The 20,288-nt window shown below is 33.5% G+C and carries 17 protein-coding genes, 3 tRNA genes and 1 pseudogene; 14 read left to right on the top strand and 7 right to left on the bottom strand.

Going from position 1 to position 20,288, the window contains the following annotated elements; genetic code table 11:
• Nucleotides 1–265: 265 nt before the first annotated feature.
• From J3U27_RS04270 to J3U27_RS04260, 3 genes are all read right to left on the bottom strand, one after another.
• Nucleotides 266–342 (bottom strand) — tRNA-Pro (locus J3U27_RS04270).
• Nucleotides 343–367: 25 nt separating this feature from the next.
• Nucleotides 368–443: transfer RNA gene (locus tag J3U27_RS04265), tRNA-His, on the bottom strand.
• Between the two features lie 124 nt (nt 444–567).
• The gene (locus tag J3U27_RS04260) at nt 568–1,857 is read right to left on the bottom strand and encodes a serine dehydratase subunit alpha family protein (RefSeq protein ID WP_267376924.1); all 1,290 of its coding nucleotides are present in this window, start codon (nt 1,855–1,857) and stop codon (nt 568–570) included.
• A gap of 375 nt (nt 1,858–2,232) precedes the next feature.
• On the opposite strand from J3U27_RS04260, the gene J3U27_RS04255 reads away from it, so the two are divergent.
• The gene (locus J3U27_RS04255) at nt 2,233–2,913 is read left to right on the top strand and encodes a response regulator transcription factor (RefSeq protein ID WP_065562775.1); all 681 of its coding nucleotides are present in this window, start codon (nt 2,233–2,235) and stop codon (nt 2,911–2,913) included.
• A 12-nt stretch (nt 2,914–2,925) separates the two neighbouring features.
• Complete coding sequence (locus J3U27_RS04250; RefSeq protein WP_065562747.1) at nt 2,926–4,227, top strand: ATP-binding protein; 1,302 nt, start codon at nt 2,926–2,928, stop codon at nt 4,225–4,227.
• On the opposite strand, the gene J3U27_RS04245 is transcribed toward J3U27_RS04250, so the two are convergent.
• Entirely contained in the window at nt 4,224–4,970 is a 747-nt protein-coding gene (locus tag J3U27_RS04245; protein ID WP_081299501.1) for a M15 family metallopeptidase, read from the bottom strand. The genes J3U27_RS04250 and J3U27_RS04245 overlap by 4 nt on opposite strands.
• A gap of 100 nt (nt 4,971–5,070) precedes the next feature.
• Between J3U27_RS04245 and J3U27_RS04240 the strand changes: the two genes are divergently transcribed.
• Genes J3U27_RS04240 through J3U27_RS04230 form a run of 3 tightly spaced genes read left to right on the top strand, consistent with a single transcriptional unit; the run spans nt 5,071 to nt 7,490 of the window.
• Nucleotides 5,071–6,249 (top strand): bifunctional tRNA (adenosine(37)-C2)-methyltransferase TrmG/ribosomal RNA large subunit methyltransferase RlmN, encoded by a 1,179-nt coding sequence (locus J3U27_RS04240; protein ID WP_081303311.1) that lies wholly within the window; start codon nt 5,071–5,073, stop codon nt 6,247–6,249.
• A gap of 13 nt (nt 6,250–6,262) precedes the next feature.
• Complete coding sequence (locus J3U27_RS04235; protein ID WP_220225435.1) at nt 6,263–6,871, top strand: hypothetical protein; 609 nt, start codon at nt 6,263–6,265, stop codon at nt 6,869–6,871.
• A gap of 46 nt (nt 6,872–6,917) precedes the next feature.
• Nucleotides 6,918–7,490 (top strand): manganese efflux pump MntP family protein, encoded by a 573-nt coding sequence (locus J3U27_RS04230; protein WP_065562750.1) that lies wholly within the window; start codon nt 6,918–6,920, stop codon nt 7,488–7,490.
• A gap of 85 nt (nt 7,491–7,575) precedes the next feature.
• Here the strand turns inward: J3U27_RS04230 and groL are convergent, their stop codons facing one another.
• From groL to J3U27_RS04215, 3 genes are all read right to left on the bottom strand, one after another.
• Nucleotides 7,576–9,222 carry a chaperonin GroEL gene (groL, locus tag J3U27_RS04225; protein ID WP_065562751.1) on the bottom strand — a complete coding sequence of 549 codons (1,647 nt, stop codon included), beginning with the start codon at nt 9,220–9,222 and terminating at the stop codon, nt 7,576–7,578.
• Between the two features lie 46 nt (nt 9,223–9,268).
• On the bottom strand, nt 9,269–9,562 hold the full coding sequence (locus tag J3U27_RS04220; protein ID WP_034915350.1) for a co-chaperone GroES: 294 nt from the start codon (nt 9,560–9,562) through the stop codon (nt 9,269–9,271).
• 148 nt (nt 9,563–9,710) lie between these two features.
• Complete coding sequence (locus J3U27_RS04215; protein ID WP_267376923.1) at nt 9,711–10,145, bottom strand: FxsA family protein; 435 nt, start codon at nt 10,143–10,145, stop codon at nt 9,711–9,713.
• 159 nt (nt 10,146–10,304) lie between these two features.
• On the opposite strand from J3U27_RS04215, the gene J3U27_RS04210 reads away from it, so the two are divergent.
• From J3U27_RS04210 to cysT, 9 genes and pseudogenes are all read left to right on the top strand, one after another.
• Nucleotides 10,305–10,380, top strand: a tRNA-Phe gene (locus tag J3U27_RS04210).
• Between the two features lie 355 nt (nt 10,381–10,735).
• A pseudogene (locus J3U27_RS04205) lies at nt 10,736–11,566 on the top strand (tyrosine-type recombinase/integrase); the annotation flags it as partial.
• 69 nt (nt 11,567–11,635) lie between these two features.
• Entirely contained in the window at nt 11,636–11,854 is a 219-nt protein-coding gene (locus J3U27_RS04200) for an antirestriction protein ArdA (RefSeq protein ID WP_267376920.1), read from the top strand.
• A gap of 102 nt (nt 11,855–11,956) precedes the next feature.
• Complete coding sequence (locus tag J3U27_RS04195) at nt 11,957–12,301, top strand: antirestriction protein ArdA (RefSeq protein ID WP_267376919.1); 345 nt, start codon at nt 11,957–11,959, stop codon at nt 12,299–12,301.
• Nucleotides 12,302–12,505: 204 nt separating this feature from the next.
• Nucleotides 12,506–13,762 (top strand): DNA cytosine methyltransferase, encoded by a 1,257-nt coding sequence (locus J3U27_RS04190; protein ID WP_267376918.1) that lies wholly within the window; start codon nt 12,506–12,508, stop codon nt 13,760–13,762.
• Nucleotides 13,750–15,942 carry an ATP-binding protein gene (locus tag J3U27_RS04185; protein ID WP_267376917.1) on the top strand — a complete coding sequence of 731 codons (2,193 nt, stop codon included), beginning with the start codon at nt 13,750–13,752 and terminating at the stop codon, nt 15,940–15,942. Before J3U27_RS04190 ends, J3U27_RS04185 begins: the two co-directional genes overlap by 13 nt.
• Nucleotides 15,943–15,950: 8 nt before the next feature.
• Nucleotides 15,951–17,315, top strand: a complete 1,365-nt coding sequence (locus tag J3U27_RS04180; RefSeq protein WP_267376916.1) for a hypothetical protein — start codon at nt 15,951–15,953, stop codon at nt 17,313–17,315.
• Nucleotides 17,316–18,434: 1,119 nt separating this feature from the next.
• A complete protein-coding gene (locus J3U27_RS04175) occupies nt 18,435–19,385 on the top strand; it encodes a sulfate ABC transporter substrate-binding protein (protein ID WP_416380535.1) in 951 nt (316 codons plus the stop codon).
• Between the two features lie 80 nt (nt 19,386–19,465).
• Nucleotides 19,466–20,284, top strand: a complete 819-nt coding sequence (gene cysT, locus J3U27_RS04170) for a sulfate ABC transporter permease subunit CysT (protein WP_370634074.1) — start codon at nt 19,466–19,468, stop codon at nt 20,282–20,284.
• The last annotated feature ends 4 nt before the right edge of the window (nt 20,285–20,288 follow it).

Genomic DNA, 20,288 nt, shown 5'->3' with positions numbered 1-20,288 from the left:
TAATATAGTTCAAAAAATAGATAAATAAATACATGTTGTCAATTTTAAGTACCAAAAGTGTAAGGGAGATCACAAATTTTATGAAAAATACAATAAAATCAATTAAATGAATATTAATTAGGGTTGACAGTGGGGTAAAATAGCAACAGATAATGTGTTAAATAAACACTATAAAGCAACTGTTTATATGCTATTGCTGAGAATACAAGCGATAAAGCGGATAATAAAAAAGCCTACTCAATGAGCAGGCTTTTTTATATTAAATTGGTCGGCGAGAGAGGATTCGAACCTCCGACCCACTGGTCCCAAACCAGTTGCGCTACCAAGCTGCGCTACTCGCCGTTAGATGTTTCATACTTTGCATAAATGGGGTGGCTAATGGGATTCGAACCCACGACAACTGGAATCACAATCCAGGGCTCTACCAACTGAGCTATAGCCACCATATGAAGTAGGACGAAATATTACGCATAAAAAATAATATTGTCCAGTATATTTTTTAAAAATAATGCTAATTGGTTATATTAAAAGCGCATAAAGTCTATTCTTTTACCATCAGGGATAACATTAGACTTTATGTGACATAATATCAATTATCTGAGTATCCAATACTTTCATACTATTACTTGCAATCGCCCCTAGATTATTAATGGTCGTTTCAACACTATCACAAACAATGCCTTCATTACCGGTTACTCGAATCCGATTTAAAGCCATCAATACAGCCTTAAATCCAGATGAAACCGATGTTGACACTTTCATTGCACAACTATTTGATGCACCATCACATATTATTCCTGACAAATCACCAACCATATTGCATATTGCCATATCTACTGGCTCATATTGCTCTTTTCCAAGCAACCATGCCATACCAGCAGCAGCGCCCATTGCAGCCGTGGATGCAGCGCAAAGTGCTGATAAAGGTGGGAATTTGCTATGTATATAGATCGCAATAGTATGAGATAAAATTAATGCTCTAGCTAATTGCTCTGGCGTCGCATTTAAATAATCGGCGACAACAACTACCGGCATCGTTGCGGTTATCCCCTGATTACCCGAACCGGAGTTACTCATTGCAGGTAAAGTCGCACCACCCATTCGTGCATCAGATGCTGCTGCGGTGCGAATCATCACTTTGGACAGCAAGTCATCTGCTAACAATCCTGTTTTTGTTTGTTCATACAATGTTGCAGCAATACTTAAACCATATTCTCGCCTTAATCCTTCTTGTGATAAAGCATTGTTTAATTCTGCCGAATGTAAAATAAATTCGATATCATCAAAATTAGCTTGCGTTGCAAACTCATATATCTGTTTGACTGACATATGGTTTATGATCGACTCTTGTTTAGATTCACCTTGTGTTCTTTTATCTGCTTTGAAAATAGTTTCACCATTTTTTTCGATCAAAATTACGTTAGTATGTGAGTTTTCGATGCATACCCTAACATGATCGGTATTCGTATAAATATTGGCTTCAGAATAAATAGCAGTATTATTATCAGCAATTTGTACATTAACTTTATGTTCACTAATTAACGTTTTAGCCTGATTAATTTGTTTTGGTTTAATATTTTTTAATACTTCAAGGCCTGCTTGAGCATCTCCACCAATTGCCCCAATTGCTGCGGCAATAGGTAATCCAACCATACCGGTACCTGGAACAGTAACGCCCATGCCGTTTTTCATTAAATTTGGCGAAACAAAAGCCTCAATACGATTAATATTATTTTTATCAATATATTTAGCTGCAACTGCAGCAGCCAAAGCAAGCGAGATAGGCTCTGTACAACCAAGAGCCGGTAAAACTTCGTGTTTCACCAATTTAATTAATTGTTGCCAAGTTAGTTTCATTTATTATCTCCATATAGCTAACAATAAATAGTGAAACGTTCAATTTATAAATAATGTGACTATTTTATTCTATTTAACTTGAAAACTGAATGTACTGCTCACATATTACATAACAAGTTAGTTAAAAAATATTAATGAAACATATCTTTTATTAATAAATTACATCACTACTAACAGTTCCTTATTCAATCGTTTTTTGATTGAAATATATACTATGAAAATAGAGTAAATCTAAATTTCTATACTTAGTTGCATAGTAAATAAATTAATCAGGAATAGTTCAAAATATGTAATATTTTAGTAAATCCACCTGACTTTTTTTTTATTATTGCAATAATGTAACTATCTAAAATTAAATAATAATGGCGACGTATGATAAATATTTTATTAATTGATGATGATGTAGAATTATCACAAATGCTTAGCGAATATTTAACCAATGAAGGTTTTAATATTAAAAGTGTTTATTTGGGTAAAGATGGTATTGATGAAGCGCTTTCAGGTAAATACCGTGTAGCAATTTTAGATGTAATGTTACCTGATATTAATGGAATTGATGTCCTTAAAAGCATTCGTCAACAATGTAATATGCCAGTAATTATGCTAACCGCTAAAGGTGATAATATTGATCGCGTGTTAGGGTTAGAATTAGGTGCTGATGATTACATTCCAAAACCATGTTATCCACGTGAATTATTAGCTAGATTACGAGCGGTTTTACGTCGTTTTGATGAACGTTCGGTTGAATTAGTTGATGATAAAAAATATCACTTTAATGGTTTAACCTTAGATATTCCTCAGCGATTATGCACTTGGAATGGTCAACCTATTGATTTAACGTCTACCGAATTTAACTTATTAGTTTTACTTGTGAAACATAGTGAGCGAGTGGTAACTAAAGAAGAATTATCTGAAATTGGGCTTGGTCGTGCACGAGAGCTTTATGACCGTAGTGTAGATGTCCATATCAGTAATATTCGCCAAAAATTACATCAAGTCGCACAAAATGATGTAACCATTGAAACGATAAGAGCCGTTGGTTACCGTATTCGTTAATGTAGGTTTGACATGAATCGTCGATTATTTTGGAAAATTCTGATTATCTTTTGGATAATCTTTTATCTTACTTTCCAATTAACTTGGATTGCTTTCTCTTATTATATAGAGAATAAAAATCAACGATTCTTAAATCATATGCCAACTAAAGTGGATATGATTGCACAATTACTACATGTTGCTGGTGAAGATGAGACTCTCAATTTTATCGCACATCTCCCCGAACGTGAGCGAGTTTTATTGTCGATAAAATTGGTCTCTCCTCAAAATGATCAAGTCAATATCATCACAGATGAATTAGAATCAACCAGTTATTTATATCAAAGGATGGCGGTTGCACCAGACGGAACACTTTACTCGGTATCATTTAAAGACGATAAAACAGATCATAGCAATAATAGGAAAACTTTATTCAATATGCCAACTCCCATTGTATTAATGGGGATATGTGTTGGGTTAGTATTCAGCCTTTTTTTAGCATGGAACTTAACCAGACCAATGAAGTTATTAAGGCAAGGGTTTTTTAGAGTTTCTCAAGGCGATCTTTCTGTCCGCCTATTCAAAAAATTAAAACCTCGTCGTGATGAGCTTAGCGAATTAGGTAAAGATTTTGACATGATGGTTGAACAGCTCAATATCTTAATTTCTGATCGCCAAGCATTACTTCATGATGTTTCACACGAACTTAGAACGCCACTGGCCCGTTTGCAGCTTGCCATCGGCCTTGCACAGCAAAATAAACAAAACATAGATACTTCATTAGCTAGGATTGAGTTAGAGTCGGAACGCCTAGATCAATTAATAGGTGAAATTTTGAATTATTCACGCGCAGAAATGAATAATCGAACCGATGAATATTTTGACTTAAAAGAGTTAATTGGTGTTGTTGTTAATGATGCTAACTATGAAGCAAATCATCAATCTATTGAAGTAGTATTTAGCATATCATCGATTTCACATTCTATTGTTAAAGGTAATTCAGAACAAATACGACGAGCGATTGAAAATATTATTCGTAATGCTATCCGCTTCTCTAAAGCCGGTCAGACTGTTGAAGTATCGTTAAAAGAAGCAGGAAAATATTTACAAATAGAGGTTAAAGATCGCGGTCCTGGTGTAGATTCAAGTAAATTATCAAGCATTTTTGAACCTTTTGTCCGTATACAATCAGCACAATTAGGTAAAGGCTATGGGCTAGGCTTGGCAATTGCAAGAAAGACCGTTATTATGCATAACGGTACTATTCAAGCTAATAATCGAGATGGCGGTGGTTTAGTGGTAACAATAAAACTACCTTATTGGCGAAAGCACTAATAACACTCTGAATTAACTGTTAATACATACTCTTTCACAAGGCTTTCAAGTGTAATTTTATCATAGCCAGTAAAATTCAAATTTTTCATAATCGTTTGTGGATTAGTTTCAAGTATCGCCTTATATTCAGCTATATATTGCTTTGCAATTGGTTTATAAGACCAGTGCCACTCTTCTGGTAAATATCCACCCTTTCTTCCTTCATTAAATGGCTGGCAAAAACCATATTTTGGTAAGTTTTCACGAAGCCATTGATACAAAATAATACCCTTTTTATCATTTTTAAAATATTCAGATGACACGCTGGTAATATCAATATCTGTTCCCCAATGATGTCTTGATGTGCCAGGCATTGAAGATAATTTTAAGATTTCTTCGGCAATTTTTTGTGGCACTTTTAACTTAGGTAATAAGGCGTCCCATTTACGTTGCCAAATGCCATTTTGATACGTGTAATTACGTGTTGCACTCACAACTATAAACGGAATATCTGGATAAGATTTTTTAAAATCGTTATAAGCTTTAATTAGCTGCTGAGTGGGCTCTTTTTGAAGATACATGCCTTTTTTATTTACTGGTAATATTGTTGAATCCAGAGCAATAAAATCGCTGTCTTTTTTCTCATCAAATTGGCCTGTAAGTTTATTTAATGGAATTGATTGTGCCATAGCAAATGTTGAACATAAAAGTAGAGTTAAAGTTTGAGTAAAATTGGCAATTGTTTTTATTATTTTTTTCATCATTCAAATTGTAATTAATATTATATTAGCCAGACAAGGTGAAAAACAGTATAATCCTTTCCCTAAAAATTGAAATAGCCATAATGTGTAAAAACGAGGCAATATGTTAACACCAGCTACACAAAAATCGTCTGGCGATTGTTCAGATGTGACAACCAATCAAAACACCACAAATCCAACCAACGAAAAAATTAACTTACTTAACTTCACTAGACAGCAGTTAAGAGAGTTTTTTATTTCCTTAGGGGAAAAACCATTTAGAGCTGATCAAGTGATGAAATGGATCTATCATTTTGGGATAGATGATTTTGATCTGATGACCGACATCAACAAAAAGCTCCGTGAACAACTAAAAAAATTAGCTGAAATTAAAGCACCTAAAATTGCTCTTGAACAGCGATCATCGGATGGTACCATTAAATGGGCGTTAGATGTGGGTAATAATCAGATGATTGAATCGGTTTATATCCCTGAACGTGATCGAGCAACTTTGTGCGTATCATCACAAGTGGGATGTGCGCTTGAATGTAAATTCTGTTCAACTGCTCAGCAAGGTTTTAATCGCAATTTAACCGTTTCTGAAATTATTGGCCAGGTTTGGCGAGCATCAAATGCGATTGGTGTTACAGGTAAATTAGCCGATCGGCCTATCACGAATGTTGTTATGATGGGTATGGGTGAACCTTTACTTAATTTATCTAATGTTGCACCAGCAATGGAAATCATGTTAGATGATTTTGGTTATGGTTTATCAAAAAGACGGGTCACACTTTCAACCTCTGGCGTAGTACCGGCATTAGATAAATTGGCAGGAATGATTGATGTTGCTTTAGCTATTTCACTTCATGCACCAAATGATGAAATCCGAAGTGAAATAATGCCAATTAACCAAAAATATAATATGGCAATGCTACGTGATTCAATTTTACGTTATCTATCAACATCAAATGCTAATCACGGTAAGGTGACAATTGAATATGTTTTACTCAATCAAATCAATGATAGTGTTGAACATGCGCATGAACTGGCAAAATTCTTAAAAAATGTGCCTAGTAAGATCAATTTAATTCCATGGAATCCATTCCCTGGAGCACCTTATTCTCGTTGTTCAAATACCCGAATTGATCGCTTTATGAAAACATTAATGGGTTATGGATTTACGGTTATTGTTCGTAAAACACGCGGTGATGATATTGATGCGGCTTGCGGGCAACTTGCTGGAGAAGTGGTTGATCGTACTAAACGCACACTGTATAAGAAACAAAACCTTATTCAACAATAAAAAGGAGTTGTGGATGAAAGGCGTATTAATTGCATTAATTAGTATGTTAATACTAGCTGGCTGTCAAACAAATGCTCGTGAAGAATTTGATCCTGAAGCAGCGGCACTCGCTAGAATGCGATTGGGGTTAGGCTACTTAGCTAAAGCCAATGAATCCGAGGATAATGTTAAAGCTGCACATTATAATCTAAAATTAGCCGCTCAGTATTCACCCAATAATCCACAAGTGATGCTGGCAATGGCAATGTTTGATCAGCATGTTGGTGAATATAATGAAGCAGAAATGATCTACAAACGTATTACATTAATGCAACCTGGTAATGGCTTATTTCATGTCCATTATGGATCCTTTTTATGTGGCAGGAATCGTTATCAAGAAGCCAAAGAACAATTTAGCAAAAGCCTAGAATTTGATCGACACCGCTGGAAAGCCGATACCTATGAGCAATATGGTTATTGTGCGATTCAAAATGGAGATACAAAAACGGCAGACCTTATGTTCAAACAACTTTTTGAATATGATTCAAACCGCCGAAATAATGTAATAAAAACAGCAGAATTTTATAAAAACAAAGGCGATAAAAAGATAGCTAATTATCTATTTTTAATATCAAAAAAATAAATTATAAAAATTAAAATAAAAATCATTAGAAGCAAGAGTAAATATCATGAGTTTTTGGGCTATTTTATTATTAGCATTAGCCATGTCGACTGATGCATTTGCGGTAGCGGTTTGTCGTGGCGTTTCGCTTAAATCAACACCCTTTTTCGGTGCATTAAAAGTAGGCGTTTTATTTGGCTTTATCGAAGCTATTACCCCTATACTAGGCTGGTTTATTGGCTATATTGCACTTCAATATATTGAAAACTGGGATCATTGGATCATTTTTGCCGTCATGCTTTTGTTAGGTCTTAATATGATTTATCATAGTTTTAAAGAAGAAAACGATGAAAATGACGACCAAAAACCCCTCTCCTCAAAATCATTTCTAATATTAGTCCTTACGGCTATTTCAACTAGTATTGATGCTTTTGCAATTGGTGTTGGATTAGCCCTTGCTAGTGTCAATATCTACTTCGCATCAACAATGATCGGGTTAGCGACTTGTATTATGGTTACCCTTGGGTTATTGCTAGGTAAAAAAATTGGTTGTTTAATTGGGAAAAAAGCATCATTTATTGGCGGTATAGTTCTTATCATCATTGGTTCAATAACACTTTACCAGCACTTAACAAGTTAATTTTAAATATTTTATATAATCAATCGCTAGGCATAAAAAAACCACTCACATAACGGAGTGGTTTTTATTAGGAGAAACAGCAGAATTACATCATTCCGCCCATTCCACCCATGCCGCCCATACCTGCAGCAGCACCTAAATCAGCTTTATCATCTTTAGGTAGATCAGTAACCATACATTCAGTTGTGATCATAAGACCAGCAACAGATGCAGCATATTGTAATGCGCTACGAGTTACTTTAGTTGGATCTAAGATACCCATTGCGATCATATCGCCGTACTCTTCAGTTGAAGCATTGTAACCATAGTTACCTTTACCACCTTTAACTGCGTTAACAACAACAGATGCTTCTTCACCACAGTTAGTCACGATTTGACGTAATGGCGCTTCCATTGCACGAAGGGCAACTTTAATACCAACGTTTTGATCTTCGTTTGCACCTTTAAGGTCTAAAATTGCAGATGCAGCACGAACTAACGCAACACCACCACCGGCAACCACACCTTCTTCAACAGCTGCGCGAGTAGCATGTAATGCATCTTCAACACGTGCTTTTTTCTCTTTCATTTCAACTTCAGTTGCTGCACCAACTTTAATTACTGCAACACCACCAGCTAATTTAGCTACACGTTCTTGAAGTTTTTCTTTATCGTAATCAGAAGTTGATTCTTCGATTTGTTTACGAATTTGTTCAACACGAGCACTGATTAAAGACTCTTCACCAACACCATCAATGATAGTGGTATTGTCTTTATTGATAACAACACGTTTAGCTTGACCTAGGTCTTCTAAAGTAGCTTTTTCAAGCTCTAAACCGATTTCTTCTGAAATTACAGTACCGGCTGTTAAAATAGCGATATCTTGTAACATAGCTTTACGACGATCACCAAAGCCAGGTGCTTTAACTGCGGCAACTTTAACAATACCACGCATAGTATTCACAACTAAAGTTGCTAATGCTTCGCCTTCAACATCTTCAGCAATGATTAGTAGTGATTTACCTGCTTTAGCAACTGCTTCTAATACTGGTAATAATTCACGGATATTAGAGATTTTTTTATCAGCTAATAAAATATATGGGCTATCTAATTCAACAGTAGCTGTTTCTGGTTTATTGATGAAATATGGTGATAAATAACCACGATCAAATTGCATACCTTCAACAACATCAAGCTCGTCTTGTAAACCAGTACCATCTTCAACAGTGATAACACCTTCTTTACCCACTTTTTCCATTGCTTGAGCAATTAAAGTACCAACAGTTTCATCTGAGTTAGCAGAGATTGTACCTACTTGAGCAATCGCTTTAGAATCAGCACATGGTGAAGATAATTTTTTAAGCTCTTCAACTGCTGCAACAACTGCTTTATCGATACCACGTTTTAAATCCATTGGATTCATACCCGCAGCAACCGCTTTTAAACCTTCATTAACAATAGCTTGAGCAAGTACTGTTGCGGTAGTTGTACCGTCACCAGCGGCATCGTTTGCTTTTGAAGCCACTTCTTTAACCATTTGTGCACCCATGTTTTCGAATTTATCTTCTAATTCGATTTCACGAGCAACTGACACACCATCTTTAGTAATAGTTGGTGCACCGAATGATTTATCTAATACTACGTTACGTCCTTTTGGACCTAAAGTTACTTTAACTGCATCAGCTAATACATTGACGCCTTTAAGCATTTTAACGCGAGCGTCATTACCAAATTTTACATCTTTAGCTGCCATTTTGTATTTCTCCTAAATTCTGTCTATAAATTAAATTATTTGCCAATTACGCTTGAACAATGGCTAAAATATCGCTTTCAGATAAGATAAGCACTTCTTCATTATCAATTTTTTCTGTTTTAACGCCATATCCTTCATTGAAAATAACGATATCACCAACTTTTACATCTAGTGGTTGAACTTGACCATTTTCTAAAATGCGACCATTACCAACAGCTAAAACTTCACCACGTGTTGATTTACCCGCAGCTGAGCCTGTTAAAACAATACCGCCAGCTGATTTTGACTCTACTTCTTTGCGTTTAATGATCACACGATCATGCAATGGACGAATTTTCATTAGTTATCTCCTAGCACTAATATAAATTAAATAATTATTAACAATAAATCATAAAATTATGATCTATATAATATAGTGAACATTAAATGGGGGTTGTTTTAAATTCTTCAAGAGAATAACATTAAAAAATTTTTTAATTGATTAATTATTAGTCATCTTTACGCTCAAATTCACCCTCAATTACATCATTAAGTTGCGCATTGTTGCTAGAAGAAAATGATCGAACTTTGAAAGGAAATTTTTTAACAATAAAGCGAACAATATAATCTTGAACGCGTGGAATTAACAAAATCCCGCCTAGCATATCGGTTAAAAAACCAGGAATTAGCAATAAAAAACCCGCAAAGAGTAAGGACACACTCTTAATAATTTCATCTTTAGGACTTTGATTATTAGCGATTTTTTGTTGCATAATACTTAGATTATTTAAACCCTGCTTTTTAATTAAAGAAAACCCAATAATCGAAGTGGCAATAATGCCAATTAAAGCAAGAAAAACACCTATTGAATCAGCAACTTTTATAAAAAAGCTTAGTTCAAAATAAGCATAGATAAAAAAAATAATAAATCCAAAGACTCGCATATAAAATTCCTCTAAGTATAGAGTGATATTATGTCATAATAAGTTACTAATATAGTAATAACTAGTTAAATTTCAACCAAACAGTAGAGTTTTTTTAAAATATCTTATAAAAAGGATTGACGGATAATCGCGAATCGTGTTTAATACACCTCCATTGTTGCCCGGATAGCTCAGTCGGTAGAGCAGGGGATTGAAAATCCCCGTGTCCGTGGTTCGATTCCGCGTCCGGGCACCAATTACGAAAAAGGAACACCAGCGAAAGCTGGTTTTTTTGTTTCTAAAGCATTTTTAGATAAGCCTTATACTGCATTTTTCTTGTTAACTGATATCCCCCCTAATCATGTTAAAAAATGGATACATTTGATTCGATAACGGCTTGTATCCAAAAAAGGCTTTAAAGCCTTTTTTGCAAGGGTTATAGAGAATTGCTTTCCTAATTATTATTAGATAAGTTCAAATCTATACTATTTTATTTAAGTAATTTTCACTGTTTTCTGCTGTATCTTTCGTAATGCGCTTACATTTTTTTAAAATTTTGTTATTTTTTTCTCTATTTGTTCCCTAGAATTGGGGCTTACTCTATTTAAGCTTTAACTACTCGTCAGTTAATTAATCCAATTAAAGTTGTTGAAGAAGATCGACGTAGTGAAATTGCAAGCCGATTACAACAACTCACATCCGCTATTATGTGTTATGCATTACAAAATGGTTATATCTCTTATAATCCAGCTCAGGACTTGAAAGGTGTGTTGAGTAAGGTTAAGGTGAATCATCGTCCCTCACTTGAACTAGAAAAGATACCTGAACTATTAGAGCGTATTGATAACTTTAAAGGACGAGAGTTAACCAAGTTAGCAATTAAACTCTCCTTACTTATCTTTATTCATTCTAGTGAATTGCATTTTGCTCGGTGGTCTGACATCGATTTTGATAAAAAGGTTTGGACTATTTCGGCAGAAAGCGAAGTGATTGATGGTGTACCGCATTCTCACCGCGGTTCAAAAATGCCCCCTCCTAATTTGGTTCCATTAAGTGATCAAGCCATTGAGATTTTAAAACAAATTTATGATATTAGTGGAATGTATGAACTGGTATTTACTGACGATCATTCTCCGAGAAAAACCATGCGTGAAAATACCATTAATAAAGCATTACGTTCAATTAGCTACGATACTAAAACAGAACTTTGTGGACATGGTTTTAGAACTATGGCTTGTAGTGCATTAGTCGATTCGAATCTTTGGTCACGAGATGCTGTAGAACGTCAAATGAGTCATTAAGAACGTAATGGGGTAAGAGCTGCTTATATTCATAAAGCACAACATATTGAAGAGCGTAAGAAAATGGTTCAGTGGTGGGCCAATTATATAGATTCAATTCGAACCGAATTTATTATGCCTTATGAGTTTAAGACGGCTTAACAAACACCTCACTATTTAATTTTCTTTTCAGAAATCAATCATTTTATACTTAAAATTTAAGAAGTGCTTATGCAAACATTACCTCATGTATCGACATGTCTGGAATCTACTGTCGTGGATTTGAGTACGATTCCAGTTTTTATCACCAATTTAGGTAAATATAACGAAGGAGAGCTAGTCGATGAATGGCTTGGCTTGGCTTTGCCAACAACGTCTGAACATGTTACTCAATGTTTTGAGCATATTGGTATTGATGGCATTCAATATGAAGAGTTCTTTTTTAACTGATGATGAATCATAGGTTAGTGGCGTATCGAATTATATTTCGGAATACAGCAATCTTAATGAACTTAACTATTTAGCCTCCAGACTTGAAGAGTCTGAGTAGTAATGACATTGAAATTTATGAAGCAGTTTTCTGATATCGGTGGGAATGTTCAATCAGTTGCCGATCTTATTAACTTAATTGATAACTTAGATTATTTTCAATGTTTGTGGAATGTAAGCGCTGAATATGATTTAGGTTTCTACTGGATTAAAGAAAGAGGTTGTTACAACTTGAAAGAGCTGGGCAATTTAGCTAACTACTTTGATTATGAAAAGTATGGACATGATATTGCGCTTGAGCAGGAAGGTACATTCTGCTCCTGTGGATATGTTTATCATACTGGTGAAGGCTTTACTGAAGATTATGACGGCGAAGATGTGCCGGAGGACTATTGTGTTTTTGATTAATCTCGGTGATGTGTTATTTAATAATTTATAAAGTTGTCAAATGAGTTTTATAAAATATTTTGAATATAGGAATAATTAAAGAAAATAGTAATATTAAGCAATGTTTATTATTAAGCTATGACATCGTGATGAATTAAATAGTATTCACTAGTTTTAAATAATATAATATTTAAAAAAATAGTAAGGCATTATCCCTAAAATATTATGAAAACAGCTAATTTAAAACGAAAAAATTCGCTATCATACATAGATCTTTTCGCTGGCGCTGGCGGGCTTTCGGAAGGTTTTATTAGAAATGGTTTTGAACCAATCATTCATGTCGAAATGAATGTTGATGCTTGTTATACCTTAAAAACAAGATTAGCTTACCATTATTTGAAAGATAATAATCAATTAGATATTTATGTTAGCTATTTAAAAGGTGAAATTTCTCGAGCAAATTTATATGAAAATTTGCCGACAGATTTATTAGATTCAATTTTAAATTTAAAAATCGATGAAGGTAACTTAAAATATATTTATAAACAAATAGATAAAAATCTAAAATTACGTAAATTTAAGAAAGTAGATTTATTAATTGGGGGACCACCTTGCCAAGCTTATTCCCTTATAGGCCGCCATGGTATTGATTGGGATAACGATGAACGTGTAAAATTATATAAATTATATGGTAAAATACTTGCTAAATATAAACCTAGTATGTTTGTATTTGAGAATGTCCCGGGAATTGTTAGTGCAAATAAAGGGGAGTATTTTAATGATTTACGCAATTATTATGACAAATTAGGCTATGATGTTGATTATCAAATTTTAAAAGCAGAAGAATTTGGTGTTTTACAATCAAGACGGCGAGTTATTATCATTGGTAGTCTGAAAACAAAAAAACTAGCTTACCCAGAATTTCCAAAAGAAATAGAACGTTATACTGTGGCAGATATTTTCCATGATCTAGAAGTATTAAAACCGGGAGATTCTATTTCTGTTGGTAAATATAAAAAGCAAGCATCTGAATATCAAATAAAATATAATGTTAGGAATGTATTAGATTTTTATACTCAACATATCTCAAGACCTCACAATATTAATGATTTAGCCATCTATAAAATTGTTCAAGATAAATGGAATAATGAAAACCATCGGCTTAAATATAATGATCTTCCTAACAGATTAAGAACGCAAAATAATGTATCGTCTTTTCTAGATAGATTTAAGGTTGTTGATATGAATGGACTTTCTCATACCTTAGTTGCTCACATTGCTAAAGATGGGCATTACTATATTCATCCAACACAAGTTCGCTCTATTTCAGTAAGGGAGGCGGCTAGGCTGCAATCCTTTCCTGATGATTATTTTTTTGAAGGATCAAGGACTGCTGCATTCACTCAAATTGGTAACGCTGTACCGCCATTAATGTCAGCTGTTTTAGCTAAAAAAATTAAGGAAATATTATGGGTAAAATAAAAGCAAAGAGTCATATCCTTAGTCTATTAGGTGATCAGTTGATTGGTAGTGATGGGCTAGCTATTTTTGAATTAGTAAAAAATGCTTATGATGCTGATGCAGAAGAAGTAACAATAGAATTTAAAAACTTAAATACATCTGAACAAGAAATTATAATTCAAGATGATGGACATGGAATGTCAGAAAAAGTTATTGATGAGGTATGGCTAACTGTTGGTACAGATTTCAAAAGAAAAAAGGAAGGTAAAATAAGTCCAAAAGGTCGACTTTCTTTAGGTAATAAAGGTGTTGGTCGATTAGCAGTACATAAACTGGCAAAACAAATAAAGGTAGAAACCAAAACATTAGAGCAAACTACATACAGTGAATTTTTTATTGACTGGAAAGAGTTAATTAACTCAAAAGAATTGATACAAGATTTAGAGGTTCAAGTTAATCAGCATAATATTGATACCCATAAATTCCCAAAAAATCAAGGAACTATAATTACACTTTCCGGATTATACAATTCTGATTGGAGCAAAGCCCAATTGCGAGATATTGTGAGAAAAATTGAAAATATAAAAAACCCGTTCCAAAAAATTGATGGCTTTAATGTTGTAGTTAACGCCAATGAAAAACAACCTTGGCTTGAAGGGTTAAAATCCTCAGTAGATATATTAAATGACAGCTTATATCAATTTCAATTTGAAGTAACACCGCGGTCAAAAGATATTAATGGTAAAAAATTTATTAATTGTAATGATTTAGCAGAATTTCGATGGAAGTACAGTTTTAATCCTTCACATCAGCTAAAAATAGAAAAGAGAAGTTTGGATTTTCAACCCTATTCAAATGGACAAGAAAATAGAAATTTGTTGTTAGTTGGCGATAAACTTTATAGTAAAATTGATGGTATGACCGAGTCTTCAAAATATCTAAGAAATAAGGATATTGAGAAAATAGGACCAATTAAAGGGCGTTTTTATGTTTTTAATTTGCACAGGAGTATTTTAGAAACAAAATTCGGAGGTCAGATCACTGCTGTTAAAAATTATATAAGAGAGAATTGTGGTGTTCGAATTTATAGAGATAATATAAGAGTTTATAACTATGGGGAACCTACAGATGATTGGTTAGGTCTTGACTTACAAAAAATTCAAAGAGCAGGAGACCACTTTGGAAGAAAAGTCACGATTGGTGCTATTGAATTAGATCTTGCTCAGAGTGAACATGGTTTGCAAGAAAAAACAAATAGAGAAGGCTTTTTTGAGAACGAAATCTACCAGCGTTTTAAAGATATTGTTAACATTATTTTTAATATTTTTGAGAATGAAGCTAAACAAGATAAAGTAAAAATTGATGAACTTACTTCAGGACAAGTATCGATAAAAAAAATTGGTTTTTCTGAAACCATACAAGATTTAACAAATAAGCTAGAACAAAAAGGATTAACTAAAGAATTTGCACCTTTAATTAATAAAGTTAAGAATGATTATGACGAAATGAGAAATATAATGCTTAACTCTGGTATGACAGGGCTTAATTTAGGAGTTGCTTTTCATGAAGTGGAGCGAGAAATGCGTTATATTGATCAAGAATTGACAACACCAAATTGTGAAATTCAATCGATTAAAGATAGAGTAAAAGATTTAATTCAATTATTGAGTTATGTCTCACCACTATTAAAACAGCAAAAAAATATTAAAAGAAAAGCTTCTGAATATGTGAATAACATTGAGTTTAGATATAAAGGCCGCTTCAAACGACATAATATCATTTTTTCAAGCCCAATTTTAACAGGAGAAAATGAAGATTTTATAATTACAGGGCAATCAAATTTATTAGCTAATACTTTTTCAAATATTATTGATAATGCTATTTTTTGGATAGAGGCTCGTTGTGATAGAGAAGTAAAGAAAAATTTTAAAAAAGGTTTATATATTGGAACGGATATGCAATCTTTTGATGGTCCGGCAATTATTATTGTTGATAATGGAACTGGTTTTAGTCAAGATCCCGAAACATTAATCAATCCATTTACCTCAACTAAACCAGATGGTATGGGACTAGGATTATATTTTGCTAGCATGGTGATGGAAATTACAGGAGGTAAATTGTTATTTCCTGATACCGAAGATTTGAATATTCCTAAAATTTATGATGGTGCTTGTATTGCCTTAGTTTTTCCCAAAAAATAGGTATAAAGATGTTTAAAGATAATAAAATAATTATTGTAGACAACGAAGAAAAAGAACTAAAAACTTTAGCAACAGTTTTTTGGAAAGAGGGTATTGCTTGTAAGGCCTTAGAATATGATGGGTTTTATTCTAAGCCATTAAAAGGAGTTAGGGTCGCTTTTTTTGATGTCAATTTAACTAGTTCATTAGCTCCAACTTCAGAATTTTATGATTATAATTCTGATCCTGGGCTTAAAGACATATTTCATCAGTTAGCTATCGCTTTAACATGTTATATTGCAAAAGATAATGGTCCTTATGCACTAATTTTTTGGACAAATAATCAGCGCTTAGTTAATAATTTTAAAGTTTTCATGGATGAACGTATTAGTGATTATGACGTTCCTGTACCAGTTAATATCGAATGTATTGATAAAACTGATTTTTTAAAATCTGATCTGTCAGAAGATGAAGGATTATATAGTAAAATCTGTCAGTTAATTCATGATTCCCCTATAAATTTACTATATGATCTAGAAAAAAAAGCTAATCAAGCTGTTACCAATACGATTAATGATATTCATTCGATCACGTTAGATGATGCTTGTTCTTGGCAGAAACCAAATAATAATCTAAAAAAAACATTTATAAAAATAGCCGAAAGCACTATTGGAAGAAAACATATAAAAAATCGTTTGGGTGAAGGTATTATTTCTGGTTTAAACCCGATGATTAACTTTCATATGGAGCAATTGATATCAAATCAAAGTTGGAATGATTTATTTCCAATAAACGATAGTGAAATTCAATCAATTTCTTTAGATTCTGAGAAAAAATATAAATTAAATACTATATTTCACATAAATAATAATGCTAATAGATGTGAAAGAGGTTCTGTTTATGCTTGTAGTTCTGATTTGATAAATAGATATATAGGGAAAAAGAACGAACCCAATGACTGGATAAGGCAGTTGATTAATTTTAAATTAGAGCTTGATACAGAAGAAAAAGCTCAAGTCCAAAATATTATTAAAAATAGTCAAATAATTGCTGTTGAGCTTAGTCCTGCATGTGATTATTCTCAAAATAAAAATAGATTGTTAAAATTTATTCTAGGAATTAAGACCAATGAAATTGATGATAGGTTATTATCTACTATTCCTGCATATTCTTTTTTCCCAAAAATACTTATGAAGCCTAGGGATGACAGTGAACAGACCTTTCAACTTATTTTTAATTTCAATTATACAATATCACTGCCTAAACCATTATCAGTAAATACTGATGAATCAATTGGTGACTTACTTTTTTCATTAAAAAAAGACTATATGGATATGTTAACAACAAAATATGCTAACCATATTTCTAGAATAGGAATTACTGAATTTAAGTAATTATTTCCTACTTTTGTTATTCAGGTAGTTCATTAATGAAAAATATTGATGTATATCCATCAATATCTTTAAATGCTAATTTCAATAGGAGATAATTATCTAACATAGAAATCATTTGAGTAATTTCAATGAAAGCATCTAATTTAGATATTATTCATAATATTTCTCTATTTTTTTTACATGAAATAATGTAGTTCATATTAATATTCTTGAATCAGATAAATGAATATCATTTTTTAGCATATGAATTATTATAAAATATAAGAGTAAATAACCTTATATTGTCACAGATTAATTTAATTTTCAAAAATCATGAATACATGAATAAATGAATTGATTTTAAAAAATTATTTTTTGTTTTGGCTAGTCTATTTTGTGGAACTAGAAGGCACTAAAATAGTAGTAAAAAAATTTAACAGCTAATTAATATAAATGAAGTTAAAAATGAACCAATCCCACTACGAATACAACCTCGGATACATTACCCCACCTCAAATCCCCCAAACCAATAACTCCAATACTTACAAAGGCCTTTTCGATTCCGCGTCCGGGCACCAATTACGAAAAAGGAACACCAGCGAAAGCTGGTTTTTTTGTGTCTGAAATTCCGCTAAATAAATATATTCTCTATCTTTTTTAAGCATTTCCGTTGTATTACCAATGATAGTTATGATGCTAGAAAGCTTACTTTTATAAATCAATTAAAAAAGTATATGAATTAAGAACTGTCATGAGCTGATTATAAACTCCGAATAATAGATTTTGTTTGTAATATGATAGTTTGAAAGATTGTGTAACGACAATTTACAATCGTTGTATCGTAATACAATGGCACATCTAAGATCTGCTCAAAGAATATCTGCTTGAATTATTTTTTATACCCAAAATCTCGCCACTCTCATCTCCCTCCACACCTATATATCTATTTTTGTTATAACTAAATGCAAAATAATCGTTTTCGCATCTCACCATAATTTGGTCTAATTATTTCATATTTTTATCATTACTAATCCAATACATTAGTCGTGTAGCGTGAGGTGTCGAGTGAAAAATTTACCTCTTTTTCAAAAATTATATAGGCATGGGATCAGCTTAATCTTATTGGCAATTTGCACTTTTATGCATCAAGCGCAAGCAATTGAATTACTCAATGTCTCTTATGATCCCACGCGAGAACTTTATAAAGCATATAATCAGGCTTTTATCGAGTATTGGCAGCAGCAAACCGGTGAACGGTTGACGATAAATAATTCGCATGGTGGGTCTGGTAAACAGGCGCGTTCGGTCATTGATGGTTTGCAGGCCGATGTGGTTACGCTTGCTTTAGCGAGTGATATTGATGCGTTAAATCGTTATCAAACTAACATATCACCTGATTGGCAAGCTAGGTTGCCAAATAATAGTGCGCCTTACCATTCAACTATTGTCTTTTTAGTGCGTAAAGGTAATCCAAAACAGATTTATGATTGGGGTGATCTCATAAAAGATGATGTTGAGGTAATAACACCCAATCCCAAAACCTCGGGTGGGGCTCGTTGGAATTTTTTGGCGGCTTGGGCTTATGCTAAAAGTACCTACGGTAACGATGAACAAGCTCAAGATTTTGTCACCCAATTATATCAACATGTTCCGGTTTTAGACACAGGTGCCCGAGGTGCAACCATTAGCTTTGTACAGCGAGGCTTAGGTGATGTTTTAATTTCTTGGGAAAATGAGGCTTATTTGGCGTTAAAAGAGCAAGGTGGCGATCAATTAGAAATTATTATGCCCTCATTATCCATTTTAGCTGAGCCGACTGTGGCTTTAGTCGATAAAGTTGTTGATAGCAAAGGTACACGTAAGCAAGCGCAAGCTTATTTGGAATACTTATATAGCGATCCGGCACAACACATCATTGCCAAGCATTTTTACCGTCCTGTTAATCCTGATGTCCTTAAACAATATGCTGATCAGTTTCCTACTATTAAGTTAGTTACGGTTGATAACGATTTTGGTGGATGGCAAACAGTGCAAAAAAAATTTTTTAGTGATGGGGCCATCTTTGATGCAATTTATGCTGAGATAAACTAATTACTACTTATTCTGGCGATGTTGTGTGTGTGCTCACTTAGCTTTGCGGTATAAAGGTGAATGTTATGAAAGTTGCAAGCATTAAACAACAACGGATCATCCCAGGTTTTAGCTTAACGTTAGGTTATACTTTAACCTTTCTTAGCTTGATTGTGCTTATTCCGTTATTAGGTTTGTTTCTTTATTCAACAAAGCTGTCTTTTGAGGAGTGGCATCGGTTATTAGTCAGCAAACAGTTTTTATTGGCATTAACTCTTTCATTAAGTACCGCATTTATCAGCGCCGGTTTAAACAGCTTTATTGGTTTACTATTGGCTTGGGTACTGGTGCGTTATCGATTTCCAGGACGTAAGATAATGGATATCTGTATTGATATCCCGTTTGCCTTACCAACAGCCGTTGCTGGCATTGCGTTAACCGCAATTTATGCCAAAAATGGGCCAATTGGGCAATGGTTCAGTTTTAAAATTGCTTATACCCCCATTGGCATTACCTTAGCGCTGTTATTTGTTACATTGCCGTTTGTTGTGCGTACTTTGCAACCGGTGATGGCTGATTTACCACGTGAACAAGAAGAAGCGGCGAGTTTGCTTGGTGCATCGCCTAGGCAAATTTTTATGCATATTATTTTACCTGCCATTTTACCTGCTTGGCTAACGGGGTTTACCCTCGCTTTTGCTCGTGCTATTGGCGAATATGGTTCAGTGGTCTTTATTGCCGGTAATATTCCATTTAAGACCGAAATATTACCGTTATTAATTGTCTCAAAACTTGACCAATATGCTTATGATGCCGCTGCCGCGATTGGTGTAACGATGTTACTAATTGCTTTTGTATTGTTATTAATTATGAACAGTTTACAGCGAAAACTTAACCGTAAGATTAATAAAAACCATTAATATA

Source organism: Gilliamella sp. B2911 (assembly GCF_026536965.1).
GTDB classification, from domain to species: Bacteria; Pseudomonadota; Gammaproteobacteria; order Enterobacterales; family Orbaceae; genus Gilliamella; species Gilliamella apicola_E.
Note: the sequence above shows the minus strand (reverse complement) of the source record. Positions and strands in the feature narration are given on the sequence as shown.

Excerpts from the sequence above, each read along its gene's own strand:
- J3U27_RS04175 (WP_416380535.1), top strand. The coding sequence starts at position 18,435 with ATGCATCAAGCGCAAGCAATTGAATTACTCAATGTCTCTTATGATCCC.
- J3U27_RS04245 (WP_081299501.1), bottom strand. The coding sequence starts at position 4,970 with ATGATGAAAAAAATAATAAAAACAATTGCCAATTTTACTCAAACTTTA.
- J3U27_RS04260 (WP_267376924.1), bottom strand. The coding sequence starts at position 1,857 with ATGAAACTAACTTGGCAACAATTAATTAAATTGGTGAAACACGAAGTT.
- J3U27_RS04215 (WP_267376923.1), bottom strand. The coding sequence starts at position 10,145 with ATGCGAGTCTTTGGATTTATTATTTTTTTTATCTATGCTTATTTTGAA.
- J3U27_RS04240 (WP_081303311.1), top strand. The coding sequence starts at position 5,071 with ATGTTAACACCAGCTACACAAAAATCGTCTGGCGATTGTTCAGATGTG.
- J3U27_RS04235 (WP_220225435.1), top strand. The coding sequence starts at position 6,263 with ATGAAAGGCGTATTAATTGCATTAATTAGTATGTTAATACTAGCTGGC.
- J3U27_RS04195 (WP_267376919.1), top strand. The coding sequence starts at position 11,957 with ATGACATTGAAATTTATGAAGCAGTTTTCTGATATCGGTGGGAATGTT.
- groL (WP_065562751.1), bottom strand. The coding sequence starts at position 9,222 with ATGGCAGCTAAAGATGTAAAATTTGGTAATGACGCTCGCGTTAAAATG.
- J3U27_RS04200 (WP_267376920.1), top strand. The coding sequence starts at position 11,636 with ATGCAAACATTACCTCATGTATCGACATGTCTGGAATCTACTGTCGTG.
- J3U27_RS04185 (WP_267376917.1), top strand. The coding sequence starts at position 13,750 with ATGGGTAAAATAAAAGCAAAGAGTCATATCCTTAGTCTATTAGGTGAT.
- J3U27_RS04190 (WP_267376918.1), top strand. The coding sequence starts at position 12,506 with ATGAAAACAGCTAATTTAAAACGAAAAAATTCGCTATCATACATAGAT.
- J3U27_RS04250 (WP_065562747.1), top strand. The coding sequence starts at position 2,926 with ATGAATCGTCGATTATTTTGGAAAATTCTGATTATCTTTTGGATAATC.
- J3U27_RS04220 (WP_034915350.1), bottom strand. The coding sequence starts at position 9,562 with ATGAAAATTCGTCCATTGCATGATCGTGTGATCATTAAACGCAAAGAA.
- J3U27_RS04230 (WP_065562750.1), top strand. The coding sequence starts at position 6,918 with ATGAGTTTTTGGGCTATTTTATTATTAGCATTAGCCATGTCGACTGAT.
- J3U27_RS04180 (WP_267376916.1), top strand. The coding sequence starts at position 15,951 with ATGTTTAAAGATAATAAAATAATTATTGTAGACAACGAAGAAAAAGAA.